10 protein-coding genes are annotated in these 11,707 nt (G+C 66.0%); 5 read left to right on the top strand and 5 right to left on the bottom strand.

The features are described from left to right. From ACQUQO_RS03625 to ACQUQO_RS03615, 3 genes are read left to right on the top strand one after another with little or no spacing between them, the layout of a single operon-like run. Entirely contained in the window at positions 1-1,599 is a 1,599-nt protein-coding gene (locus ACQUQO_RS03625; RefSeq protein ID WP_435076585.1) for an ABC transporter permease, read from the top strand. Next, a complete protein-coding gene (locus tag ACQUQO_RS03620; RefSeq protein ID WP_435076584.1) occupies positions 1,589-2,743 on the top strand; it encodes an ABC transporter ATP-binding protein in 1,155 nt (384 codons plus the stop codon). Before ACQUQO_RS03625 ends, ACQUQO_RS03620 begins: the two co-directional genes overlap by 11 nt. Further along, positions 2,743-4,779, top strand: coding sequence for a hypothetical protein (locus tag ACQUQO_RS03615; RefSeq protein ID WP_435076699.1), 2,037 nt, complete (start codon positions 2,743-2,745; stop codon positions 4,777-4,779). The genes ACQUQO_RS03620 and ACQUQO_RS03615 overlap by 1 nt, the downstream gene beginning before the upstream one ends. Here the strand turns inward: ACQUQO_RS03615 and ACQUQO_RS03610 are convergent, their stop codons facing one another. The 3 genes from ACQUQO_RS03610 to ACQUQO_RS03600 all read right to left on the bottom strand — a co-directional run bounded on the left by ACQUQO_RS03610 (position 4,780) and on the right by ACQUQO_RS03600 (position 7,092). Next, the gene (locus ACQUQO_RS03610) at positions 4,780-5,475 is read right to left on the bottom strand and encodes a dolichyl-phosphate hexose transferase (protein WP_435076583.1); all 696 of its coding nucleotides are present in this window, start codon (positions 5,473-5,475) and stop codon (positions 4,780-4,782) included. It abuts the gene before it with no gap. Positions 5,476-5,523: 48 nt separating this feature from the next. Next, positions 5,524-6,600, bottom strand: a complete 1,077-nt coding sequence (locus ACQUQO_RS03605; RefSeq protein WP_435076582.1) for a cell surface glycoprotein related protein — start codon at positions 6,598-6,600, stop codon at positions 5,524-5,526. Between the two features lie 210 nt (positions 6,601-6,810). Beyond that, positions 6,811-7,092: an ArsR family transcriptional regulator gene (locus ACQUQO_RS03600; RefSeq protein ID WP_435076581.1), complete on the bottom strand. Its 282-nt coding sequence runs from the start codon at positions 7,090-7,092 to the stop codon at positions 6,811-6,813. Positions 7,093-7,283: 191 nt separating this feature from the next. Between ACQUQO_RS03600 and ACQUQO_RS03595 the strand changes: the two genes are divergently transcribed. After that, a complete protein-coding gene (locus ACQUQO_RS03595; protein ID WP_435076580.1) occupies positions 7,284-8,408 on the top strand; it encodes a DUF1616 domain-containing protein in 1,125 nt (374 codons plus the stop codon). Next, a complete protein-coding gene (locus ACQUQO_RS03590; protein WP_435076579.1) occupies positions 8,353-9,006 on the top strand; it encodes a metal-dependent hydrolase in 654 nt (217 codons plus the stop codon). The genes ACQUQO_RS03595 and ACQUQO_RS03590 overlap by 56 nt, the downstream gene beginning before the upstream one ends. 7 nt (positions 9,007-9,013) lie before the next feature. Here ACQUQO_RS03590 and ACQUQO_RS03585 read toward each other — a convergent pair whose 3' ends face one another. Then, positions 9,014-10,018 (bottom strand): GNAT family N-acetyltransferase, encoded by a 1,005-nt coding sequence (locus ACQUQO_RS03585; protein ID WP_435076578.1) that lies wholly within the window; start codon positions 10,016-10,018, stop codon positions 9,014-9,016. Next, entirely contained in the window at positions 10,015-11,652 is a 1,638-nt protein-coding gene (locus ACQUQO_RS03580; protein ID WP_435076577.1) for an alkaline phosphatase family protein, read from the bottom strand. Before ACQUQO_RS03580 ends, ACQUQO_RS03585 begins: the two co-directional genes overlap by 4 nt. Positions 11,653-11,707: the final 55 nt, after the last annotated feature.

Genomic DNA, 11,707 nt, shown 5'->3' with positions numbered 1-11,707 from the left:
ATGAGCACCCTCGGTGGCAATCGTATCGACCGCGCGACCCTCCTCAGAGGTGGGTTGCTCGCGCTCGCGGGAGCGATTGCGCTCGCGGTCGTCGCACCCATCGCGTGGCTCGTCGTCCGCGCGTTCGACATGGGCGTCGGCAGCGCGCTCGCGCTGCTCGCCTCGTCCTCGACGGTTCGAATCACCGTCAACAGCGCGCTGTTGGTGACCGCCGTCACCGCCGGCTCGGTACTGGTCGGCGTGCCGCTCGCGGTGTTGACCGCGCGCACCGACCTTCCCTTTCGACGGTTCTGGACCGTCGTGTTGGCGCTACCATTGGTAGTACCGAGCTACATCGGCGCGTTCGCGTTCGTCTCGGCCTTTGGCCCTCGGGGGACGCTTGCGGACCTGCTCGCCCCGCTGGGCATCGAGTCGATTCCGACCATCTACGGACTCCAAGGGACAGTGTTGGTTCTCACGCTGTTCGTCTATCCCTACGTGTTCCTCACGACGCGCGCGGCGCTGCTCTCGTTCGATACCTCGCAGGTCGAGGCCGCACGAACCCTGAACCACTCCTATCTCGGAGCGTTTCGCCGCGTCGTCCTGCCCCAAATCGCGCCGGGCATCGCCGCCGGCGCGCTGTTGGTGGCGCTGTACACGCTCTCGGATTTCGGGACGCCGGCCATCATGCACTACGACGTGTTCACCCGCATGATATTCGTCGAGTACAACGCCTTCGGCCGGAGCCGTGCGGCGCTGCTCTCGGTGCTCCTTTTAGGACTTACCGTCGCCATCCTCGCCATCGAGTCGCGCCTCTCGCCGGACGACGGGAACGCCTACGCGGGCGGACGGCGCGGGAGCACCATCTCGCTTGGCGTCTGGAAGTGGCCGGCACTCGCTTTCTGTGTGCTGGTCGTCGTCCTCTGTCTGGTCGTCCCGCTCGGCGTGCTGGCGATGTGGCTGTTCCGCGGCGGACCGGGCTACTCGGCCGGCGGCTTTGCCTTCCAGTGGTCGTATGGTCTGAACTCCGTCGTCGTCGCGGCGCTCGCGGCACTCGTGGCGACGCTCGCGGCGCTGCCGGTCGGGTATCTCTCGGCGCGGACGAACGGGAAACTCGCCGAACTGTTCGACCGGATGACGTATTTTGGCTACGCCGCACCGGGCATCGTCATCGGCTTTGCACTGGTGTATTTCGGCGTGCGCTACCTGCCCGGTCTCTACCAGACGCTTCCCCTGCTGATCTTCGCCTACGTCGTGCGATTCCTCCCGCAGGCGGTCGGCACCACCCACTCCTCGGTGCTGCACGTCGACCGCTCGCTGCTCGAAGCCGCGCGCACGCTCGGCCACGCGCCGCTGTCGACCTTTCGGCGGGTGACGCTCCCGCTCATCGCGCCGGGCGTCGTCGCGGGCGCGGCGCTGGTCTTCCTGACGACGATGAAGGAGCTTCCCGCAACCTTGCTCCTCCATCCCTCGGAATTCAAGACGCTCGTCACCTACATCTGGCAGGTCCAAGGCGCAGGATATTATGGAGCGGCGGCCGTACCGGCGCTCGTGCTCGTCGCCGTCTCCGGTCTCTCGATGCTCGTCATCCTCTCACAGGAGGGCGATGATGTCCGGTAAGACGACCCACGAACCGCACGAGACCACCGCCGCCCGCTCACGAAAGGCGGGCACCGACGCGCCCGGCGGAGCGCCGGACGCCGCCGACGCCGTGCTCGAACTCGCCGGGGCGAGCAAGGAGTACGGTACGGAAACGGCGGTCTCGGACCTCTCGCTTTCGGTCCGCGACGGCGAGTTGTTGACGCTGCTGGGTCCCTCCGGTTGCGGGAAGACGACGACGCTGCGGCTGATTGCGGGTCTCGAAACCCCGGGTGCAGGGACCATCACCCTCGACGGCGAGCGCGTCGCCGATGATACTCACTCCGTGGACCCCGAAAACCGCGACGTCGGCATCGTCTTCCAGGACTTCGCGCTCTTTCCGCACATGACGGTAGCGGAGAACATCGCGTTCGGTCTCACGGACGCCGACGCCAGTCAGAAAGACGAGCGCGTGGCCGAACTGCTCGACCTCGTGGGGCTGGAATCCTTCGGCGAGCGGACGCCCGACCAGCTCTCGGGTGGCCAGAGACAGCGCGTCGCGCTCGCCCGCGCGCTCGCACCGGAGCCGGACCTCCTCCTGCTCGACGAGCCGTTTTCCAATCTCGACGTGCGCCTGCGCGTGCGGATGCGCGAGGAGGTCCGCCGAATCTTGGATGCGGCGGGTGTCACCGCCGTTTCCGTGACCCACGACCAGGAGGAGGCGCTGTCGATTTCCGACCGAGTAGCAGTATTGAACGACGGCCGTCTCGAACAGGTCGGCCGGCCCGAAGTCGTCTTCGAACAACCGGAATCACGGTTCGTCGCCGAGTTCCTCGGTCGAGCAGGCTTTCTCTCGGGGCACGTCGACGAGACCGGCGTCCACACCGGTATCGGGAGCTTCGAGACCGCGCGGATGCAGGGGCTGACCGACGACTACGCCGGCACCGACATCGACGTGCTCGTGCGGCCGGACGACCTCCGGGCGAAGCCGGTCGAGAGCGAGGCGGGCGACGGTCGCGTCGTCCACCGCCAGTACACGGGATCGTCGTTCGTCTATCGCGTCGAACTCGACACGGGCGACGTGATTCACTGCGAGCACAACCACACGACCGACATCCATCTCGACCAACGGGTGGCCGTCGCGTTCGTCGCCGACCACACGCTCGCGTGGTATCCCGGCGAGTGATGGGTCGGCTCGGCGACCGATTTCATCGACACCGATTCGCCCTCGCGGCACTCGCCCTCTCATTGCTCGGCGCGCTTGTGATTTGGGCCGTCTCGACGGCCGTCTTTCCGTACCTCTCGCTGAATCACGACGAAGGCGTGTATCTCCAGCAGGCCGGCATGTTGCTCGATGGACAGTTGTTCCTCCGGCCACCGGTTCCCGACGCGTTCCGACCGTGGTTTTTCGTCGGAAGCGAGCAGGGGTTCTATCCGAAGTACGCACCCGTCGCCGCCGCGATGTTCGCCGTCGGCCGGCTCGCGGGCGACTACACCCTTGCGCTCGTCGCCATCGCTGCGGCGAACGTCTTCCTCACCGCCGTCGTCGTCGCCGAAACCTTCCGCCACGAGGGCCAGAGATTCGCGCGTACGACCGGGCTTCTCGCGGGTGCGTTGCTCTTGCACTCGCCGCTCTTTCTCATCACCTCCTCCGTGTTCCTGTCGTATGCGCCGACGACGCTGTGGAACCTGCTGTTCGCGGCGGCGTATCTCCGTGCCCAGAGGGTGGGGAGTCGGCCGCTGGCAGCGGTCGCCGGACTCACCATCGGCATCGCCTTCTTCTCGCGGCCTTACACGGCGGTACTGTTCGCCGCACCGTTCGTCGTCCACGCACTCTGGACGCTGCGGGATGGCCGTGCCGCCGCTGTCCGACAGGCGCTCACCGCTGCCGGTGGCTCCCTCGGCGTGCTCGTCGCGCTCGGATACAACGCCGTCGTCACCGGCGACCCGCTCACCTTCCCGTACGCGGCGTTCGCGCCGCTGGATGGCATCGGCTTCGGCCGGCGGAAAATCCTCGGCCACGCCGTCGAATACACGCCGGAACTCGCACTGAAGGCGAACGCGCGCGTGCTCGCGGCGTTTTTCGGCCGGTGGGGAATTGCTGGTGCGCTCGGGACGGTGCTCGCCGCGCTCGGACTGGTGCTGGCATTTGCCGTCCCACGGGAGCAACGGACTGCCAGAACGGCCGCGCTCGCCGGTCTGTTCGTGTCGATTCCCGCCGGGAACATCCTCTTCTGGGGTAACCTCAACATCCTCGGCGACCTCGAAAACTCGGGGACGGGTCTCATCGCCTTTCTGGGACCGTACTACCACTTCGACCTGCTCGTTCCGACGGCCGCGTTCGCGGCGTATGCCGGTCTCCGCGGCGCGCTTCGACTCCGACGACTGCTGCAACTGCGTTTCACCCCCCGACGAACGCGCGTCGCGCTCACGGTCTGTCTGCTCGTCACGGGTGCGGCGCTTGCGGGTGTGACTGTGAGTGTGATGGACGAACCGCTCGAACGCAACAGTAACGTCACCGCCGAGTACGAGCAGGCCTACCAGCCCTTCGAGAACCGCTCGCTGGAGAACGCGCTCGTCTTCCTGCCGACCCCGTATGGCAACTGGCTCAACCATCCGTTCCAGGCGCTGCGCAACGACCCCGATTTCGATGGCGACACCGTCTATGCGCTGGCCAAGCGCCAGTTCGCGGTCATCGACGCCTATCCGAACCGCACGTACTACCGCTACACCTACGGCGGCTCGTGGAACCCGACGGACGGCGATGCCCCCGAGACCCGCCTCCGCCAAATCGAGGTTCACACGGGCGAGCGGCTGGTACTCGATGGTCGGTTCGGGATACCCGATTCGCCCGAGAGCGTCACGGTCCGACTCGCCAGCGGACCCAATCAGACGTATTACACCACGACGCCCAGAAACGGCACTCTCGACCTCCGGCTCGTCGCCGACGAGCGCGCCCGACTCCGCGGGGAGGTCACGCCGGTCGACGAGAGTTCGATACCGGTCGATGGATCGCTCACGCTCTCGGTGTTCGTCGACAGGGGACCGACCGGCGGGTTCGGCTATCGCGTCGGTCTCCCGGTCGACGAACGGAAAAACGGTCTCCGTGCGCTCGCGCCCACGACGGAAGTCTGTCCGTCCTATCGCTGTGGCGGCGGGCGCGGCGCTCCCGCGACGACTCGCGACGGAGTGTTCGTCGAGACGAACCTCACGGCTTCCTGACTATCGGCGGCGCTCCTCCTCACAGACCGTGAGTATCGAGCGTGCGATGGCCGCGCCACCCGAAAGCGGGTCGAGCGTCGTCTCGCCGAGGCGCTCTCCATAGCCGATTGGCATTTCGCGGACGGCGTAGCCCCGTGCGAGCGGGCGGATGAGTAGTTCGGCCGAGAGTCCGGTGTTCTCGGTCCACTCGATTCCCTCGATGACCTCGCGTCGGTAGGCACGCATCCCGGTCGTCGTGTCGTGGACGCGCTCACCCAACAGGACGCTCGCCAGCGCCGCGAAGGCGTGGTTGCCGAGGCGATTGAACGGCGGCATCGTCGCGGCCCCGTGATAGAGGCGGTCGCCGCTCACCACGTCGTAGCCCCGGTTGATGGTGTCGAGGAAGTCCGGAAGGGCGTCCATCGGATAGGTGCCGTCGCAGTCAGTAGTGATAATCACGGGCCGACTGGCCGCCCCGAGCGCCGCCCTCACCGCAACGCCGTAGCCCCGTGGCTCCTGTTCGATGACACGCGCGCCGTGCTCGCGGGCGATTTCGGGCGTGCGGTCGCTCGACCCGTCGACACAGACGACTTCGGCCGCATCCTCCGTAGCCTCGGCGATGGAGTCGAGCACGCTTCCGACGGCGGCCTCCTCGTTGTAGGTACCCATCACGACGCTCACGTCCTCGAAACTGTGGGTTTCGTCCGGTTGAGTCATCGACGCGGGTTCGCCCCACCGACACTTGAAATTTTAGGCTCGCCAAAATCACCGACGTCGGACGAGTGCGACGGCCGCGAGCGCGAGGACGGCAATCAGTGCGGCCCCCGTCCCGAATCCGGGACCGAACGCGCCGCTGCTGTCGGTCTCGGTCGATTCACCCGTGCCGACCAGTCCGCCGGCATCGGTCTCGGTGGTCGCGTCCCCGCTTTCGTCTCCGGTGGGCGTCGCTGGCTGCGTATCGGTCGGCGTCGGCGTGTCGGTGGGGGTTGCCGTCTCGGTTGGCGTCGGTGTGTCGGTCGCGGTTTGCGTATCGGTCGGTGTCGCTCCATCGGTCGCCCCCGCCGTGTCGGTCGCGGTGGCGTTCGTCCCGTTCGGCGTCGCGGTGAACGTGCTCACGCCGCCGCTGCAGGTCCCCGGACTGATTTTTACGGGCGTGTTGATGTCGAGTTCGGTCGTGCTACCGTCGCCCGAGCGGACGATCCAGCGCTCGATTTCGTTGTCGCTGGGCGAGCCGCTCCACTCCTCGAAGGGATAGCGCTCGACCGCATCGTTGAATTTGAGGTTTGCGGTGATGGTGCGGTAGTTCGAACTCTCCAGCCCGCGGAAGGCCGCGCCGTCGGTGCGCCCGCCATTCGAGTTCCACTCGATGTGTGCGCCCGTTTCGGTGTATTCGAAGGTGTCGTCGCGGTTGGTGTAGTTGTCGTCCTCGACGGCCCACTCGCCGTCGGCCGGCAGTCCAGAGATGTCGCCCGTGGCGACGAACCCGCCCGGCTGGTTGATTTCGTCGTGGAGGAAGACGAGGCTCAGCCCCTCACTCCCCCGATAGACGAACAGTTGGCTCGTCTGGTCTTCCTGAATACCTGTGGTGCCGAGCGAACTGTAGTTCGCCGTGTCGTTGAGCACCTCGTAGTTGTAGAACGCCTCGACCGACTGGCTCCCGTCGCCGAGCGGCGTGACCTCCGTACACGTATCGCCCTGTTGGACGATGAACGTCGTGTTCTCCTGCGCTGCCGTCGTTCCCGGACCGATAGCGAGCGCGCCGACGACGACGACTGCGAGTACGACGCCGGCGAGCCACGACGGTCCGCGCTCGTCCGCGCGCGTTCCCGAACTGTCGCTCATGACACTGGGTGCTTCGTCCACCTATATAAATTGCGCCCGTCTCCTGTCGACGGTCCCGCAGTGACCGAAACCGACTGGCTGGTCCATCGACCGATGGAACGGGGTACTGGTCGTACTGTCGGACGGCGTTGCCGAAGGGTCGAGACGGGACATCCATCCGCTGTCCGACGATTCATCGGCGTCCGCCATTCGACCACCGCTCTCGACATATCAGACCATGTTTTCGGTTTCGAGGCGTTCCCAGACGGATTCACCCTTCTCAGTGATGCCGTAGACGCGGCCTTTCTTCTGGTCTTCGGAAACGAGCAGCTCGACCATCCCGCGGTCGTCCTCGCGCAGCCCCGACAGCGCCCGCGAGACGTGCGCGATGGCGATGTCCTCGTCGGCGGCGATGCGCGAGGGCGTCGCTGGACCCTCGACCAGCCGCGAGAGCACGTCCACGCGGTACTGCGAGCGAATCACGAAACTGACCGTATCCCAATCATCTGACATTTAGTCTCCCCCGTTCACGGCACCTATACACCGGAGAACCATAACAAGTGTGTATCGAATACGTTCATCTACGCATTTTTCATACTGTATTATTATAATAAACATTCCCGTTTTGTACGTATACTAAACCAGTCGGGCGGCGATGGCGAACGAACACACTCAAGAACCCACTCGTCCGAAGGGCATCTATAGTGTCCCGTGATTCGCTTTCGGAGAACGCGGCGACCGACCGCTACGCCGAGAGCGCCTCGGCCCTCGGCGGACTGCCGGGCGACCTCTTCGTCATCGTCGCCTACGCGCTCGTCGCCGGCGGTCTCGTCGTCGCCGGTCTGCCCTCGGCGCTGCAGTTTCTCGTCGGGATTCCGCTGGCGGTGTTCGTGCCGGGCTACACAGTACTGTCGGCGCTGTTTCCCGGCCGTCCCTCCCGCAACGCGGGACAGGTGAGTTCGCTGTCCGGGATGAGTCGGCGGTTTTCGAGTCTGCGCTCGATTCAACAGCGCGGCGTCCGCTGGGGCGAGCGTGTGGCGCTGTCCTTTGGTCTCAGCATGTTCCTCATCCCGTTGCTCGCGCTCGCGCTCGATTTCGCTACGCTCGTGTTCGGTACCGGCTCGCTCTATCACACCGGTCCCATCGTCGCGGTGCTCGTCGGCTTCTCGACGCTGTGTGCGCTCGTCGGTCTCGTCCGCCGGCTCAGGCTGCCGCGCGCCGAGCGCTTCGGCGTGCCGGTCGGCTACTGGGTCGACGACTTCGTTGGGGGTCTCACCGGCTCGCCGGTCGACGCACTCCTGAACATCGTTCTGATTCTCAGCGTGCTCGTCGGAGCCGCGAGCATGACCTACGCGCTCGCGGTTCCACAGGACGGTTCGTCCTCGACGAACTTCTACGTCGGCACGCAGAACGGCTCCGGACAAGTCACGCTCGACCACCCGCGAAACCTGACCGCCGGCCAACCCCAACAGCTCACCGTCGGCATCCAGAATCACGAAGGTGAACCGGCGAACTACTCGGTGGTGGTCCAACTCCAGCGCTACAGCGGCGAGGAGGTGCTCACGCGGAACACGCTCAAGCGCTTCTCGACTGGGACCGTCCCGCAGAACCGGACGTGGCAGCGCCAACACACCGTCACCCCGACCATCGCCGAGGACAACCTGCAACTGGTCTATCTGCTCTACCGGGGCGACCCACCACAGAACCCCACCGAGCAGAACGCCTATCGGTCGCTTCATCTCGCAGTGAACGTTTCGAGCGGCGGTGGGGGTGGTGGTGCTGGAGGCGGTGCCGGTGCTGGGGGTGCTGGCGGCAACGGGAGCGCCTGACGTGTTCCCGTGGGGACACGTTGCGGTCGGCTATCTCTGCTATTCGCTGCTGATGCACCTTCGGGGACGCACGCCGACCGGTGCGGCGACGGTCGCGCTCGTCGTCGGCACGCAGTTCGCCGACCTCGTCGACAAGCCGCTGTCGTGGTCGTTCGACCTCCTGCCGGCGGGCGTGCTCGCCCACTCGCTGTTCTTTGCCGTTCCCTTCTCGGTGCTCGTGTTCGCCGTTGCCCGGCGTTTTTCACACACCGAACTCGCCGGTGCGTTCGTCGTGGGCTATCTCTCACATCTCCCGGCCGACGTGCTGCCCTCGCTGGCAATCGGTGACCCCTCCTACTGGCCGCTGTTCTGGCCCGTGATGGCCCGTCCCGGCGCGGACGTCTCGGACCCCATCGTGGGTCCCGGTGCGGGCGCGGGGCTGCTGGAAAACGCCGCCTACTACATGAGCGACTTCCTGCCGATGCTGTTCAGTCCCGTCGGTGTGGCGTACGTGCTCGCCATGGCGGGAATCTTCGCCCTCTGGCTGTACGATGGTCATCCCGGTATCGGTCTCGTCGGGCGGGCCATCGGCCGAATCACGGGCCGGAGTTCATACTGACGTCCACTCAGCGAAGACGGGTGTAGGCCGCCCGCGCGAGGCGCATGACCGGTCCGGCGCGCTCGGCCTCGTGGTAGGTTCTGAGGTCGGGGTCGAACTTCGCCTTGTACTCGTTGAGCCGCCGCGAGTCCGCACCCACGAGGTCATACGACGAAATCCCGCGCTCCATCGCCTCGCGCATGACGTGCCAGTCGACGTGGTCGTTGACGGGAATCGCGGCGTCGTGTTTCGCGCCACCCTGCCAGCGATGGATGGTGCCCTCGTCTTCGAGCGTTATCATTCCCCCGGCGAAGCGGCCATCGACGCGGCAGACGTACGCCCGGAGACACCCCTCCGGCAGGCGCTCGCGGAGGTCGAGGACGAACCCCGGCGTCACGCCGTATGATTTGTCCTGTGCCTCGTAGCGGCGATAGATTTGGGTGACGATGCGCCGAATCGCCCGCTCGCCACCTTCTTCGATGGTGCAGTTCTCCGGAACACCGTCGCGGACGTTGCTCCGTGCGTCGCTGCTGAACCGTTGCAGGAGTTCGTCAGCACCGGCCGAGAGGTCCACGGTGTAGGTATGGCCGAGCGATGCCTCCAGTCGATTCCATTCGAGCGGGCGGAGGTCCGTGTAGCGATAGTCGCTGCGGACGTGGGTGTAGCGCGGTCCGAGATGCTCGTCGAGCCACTCGATGCAGCCGTCGACGAAGTGCTGGTGGCGGCGCTCGCGCTTTCGCCGTTTCAACTTCCCCATGTTGAGCAGCGCCGGCCCGAGATACGGAATCAAGAGTTCGGGCGGCGGCGAAAAGGCCATCGGAACCCCCAGTCGCTCGACGGCAAAGAGAGGGAGGAGTCCCACCGGCTCCTGCCCCTTGAACCCGATGAGGGGATGCAGGTCGGCATCGGCGTGTGCCGCGAGCGCCGCGAGGCTGCCCCGCAGATGGAAGGGGTTCGACTGCGGCGACCGCTCTACATAGCTGTCCCACTTGTCTAGGTCGTCGTCGGTCGCGCTGCGTATCTCGATGCTCATTCCATATACCCCAAATCGGAGAGCCGTTCCTCGATTGCTTGCTCGTCGGTCGCCTCGCGCGCCCGCCCGTCGTACTCGGGATAGGACTGCTCGCCAACCGGCTCGACCATTCCCAATACCTCGCCGTCCATGTGGTCGCCGCGCGGAAGCCCGAGCGACGCGAGCACCGTCGGCGCGACGTCGAACAGGTGTGCGTCCGCGAGCGACGCATCGGTGTCGATGCCTGCTCCCGTCGCGGCGACGATGCCGTCGCGTTTGTGGTTGTAGGGTTCGGTCGGCGGGCCGAACGTCTCGTCGCGCAACTGCGTCGAGAGGAACTGGTCGAAATCACGCGGGACGAGCACGATATCGACCGCGTCGTCCGATTCCGACCCGTGGAAATACGCCTCACGCGGAGCCACGTCGTCGAATGCCGGTCTTCCATCGGGCGTTTCGAGGTCGGCGAAGCGGCCGATGAGTTTCTCACGGACCTCTTCGTAGTCGTCTGCTGGGACGACACCGTCGGGGTCGCGCCCGGCGACGTTCAGCCGGACGCCACACTCGATGTGCGAGCGGGCGTAGGCCGTCGAGGCGGGGAAATCGACGCCCTCGGTGCCCGCACGAATCATCTCCTTGGGGGCGTGGGCGACGACGAACTCCGCGAGTCCGAGGCGGTCGAGCACCGCGTTGAGCCGCTGGCTGGTGATACCTACTCGCGCCAGTCCACCCATCACCCGTTCGAGCAGCCCGCCCGTCCCGCTTTCACCCTCGCCATCGAAGAACTGCTCGTCGCGGAGCACGTCCCACGAGGGCATCCCGCCGCCACGGGCCGTTTCGACATATCCCTCCTTGCGCAGGAGGGAGTTCACGCGCACATCGTAGCCGTCGTATTTGCCGATACCGTGGTCGCTGGCGACGATGACGGTATCGGGGTTACAGGCATCGAGAGTTCTCCCCACCTGTTCGTCGACGGCCTCGTAGACCGCTTGGAGGGCCGCGAAATCGCCGGGGCACTCGTGAAAGACGGTATCCGTGGTCTGAAACTCGACGAAGCCGAAATCCGGCGAAAAGCGCGCGGCGAGATACCGGAACGCCTCGCCGCGCATCCGCGTCACCGTCCGGTACTCCGCGACCTTCCTTTCGGTGCGCGTCTCCGTGCTGCCGGTGTGGCGCGGATAGACGCGGTACGCGCCGAGTTCCTCACGGACGTCTTCGAGGAGTCCGTCGGGGTGGCAGGTCGGCGAGTCGGGCGCGACGTAGCCCGGAATCAGTGCGCCGTCGAACTCGCCCGGCGGGTGGGTCACGGGCACGTTGACGACGACGGACGATTTCCCCTCCTCATCGAGCAGCTCCCAGAGCGCTCGCTCGCGCACGTCGGTGGCGTTCACCACGTCCCAGTCGTACCCCGAATAATCGAGAAAACCGAAGACGCCGTGTTTGCCGGGGTTCGTACCCGTATACAGCGAGGGCCACGCGCTCGCGGTCCACGGTGGCACCTGCGATTCGAGCGGGCCGCTCACACCCTCCTCGAAGAGTTCCTCCAGTACCGGGAGTTCGGCTCCCCGCTTCGCCAGCCGGTCGAACACCGGCTCACAGGCTGCATCCAGCCCGACGAGCAGCGTCTCCAATCCCGTGTCAGGGCGTTCGTCGTCCATTCGTTGTCCGTTGGTAGTCGGGGCGGCGGCCGTGAATCTACCGATGCGTGACGGC

This window comes from Halococcus sp. AFM35, from assembly GCF_051195015.1.
Classification (GTDB): Archaea; Halobacteriota; Halobacteria; order Halobacteriales; family Halococcaceae; genus Halococcus.
The sequence above is the reverse complement of the archived record's forward strand: the minus strand, read 5'-3'. Positions and strand labels throughout refer to the sequence as shown.

Coding starts and splice junctions, on each gene's coding strand:
- ACQUQO_RS03625 (WP_435076585.1), top strand. CDS start 1: ATGAGCACCCTCGGTGGCAATCGTATCGACCGCGCGACCCTCCTCAGA.
- ACQUQO_RS03620 (WP_435076584.1), top strand. CDS start 1,589: ATGTCCGGTAAGACGACCCACGAACCGCACGAGACCACCGCCGCCCGC.
- ACQUQO_RS03615 (WP_435076699.1), top strand. CDS start 2,743: ATGGGTCGGCTCGGCGACCGATTTCATCGACACCGATTCGCCCTCGCG.
- ACQUQO_RS03610 (WP_435076583.1), bottom strand. CDS start 5,475: ATGACTCAACCGGACGAAACCCACAGTTTCGAGGACGTGAGCGTCGTG.
- ACQUQO_RS03605 (WP_435076582.1), bottom strand. CDS start 6,600: ATGAGCGACAGTTCGGGAACGCGCGCGGACGAGCGCGGACCGTCGTGG.
- ACQUQO_RS03600 (WP_435076581.1), bottom strand. CDS start 7,092: ATGTCAGATGATTGGGATACGGTCAGTTTCGTGATTCGCTCGCAGTAC.
- ACQUQO_RS03585 (WP_435076578.1), bottom strand. CDS start 10,018: ATGAGCATCGAGATACGCAGCGCGACCGACGACGACCTAGACAAGTGG.
- ACQUQO_RS03580 (WP_435076577.1), bottom strand. CDS start 11,652: ATGGACGACGAACGCCCTGACACGGGATTGGAGACGCTGCTCGTCGGG.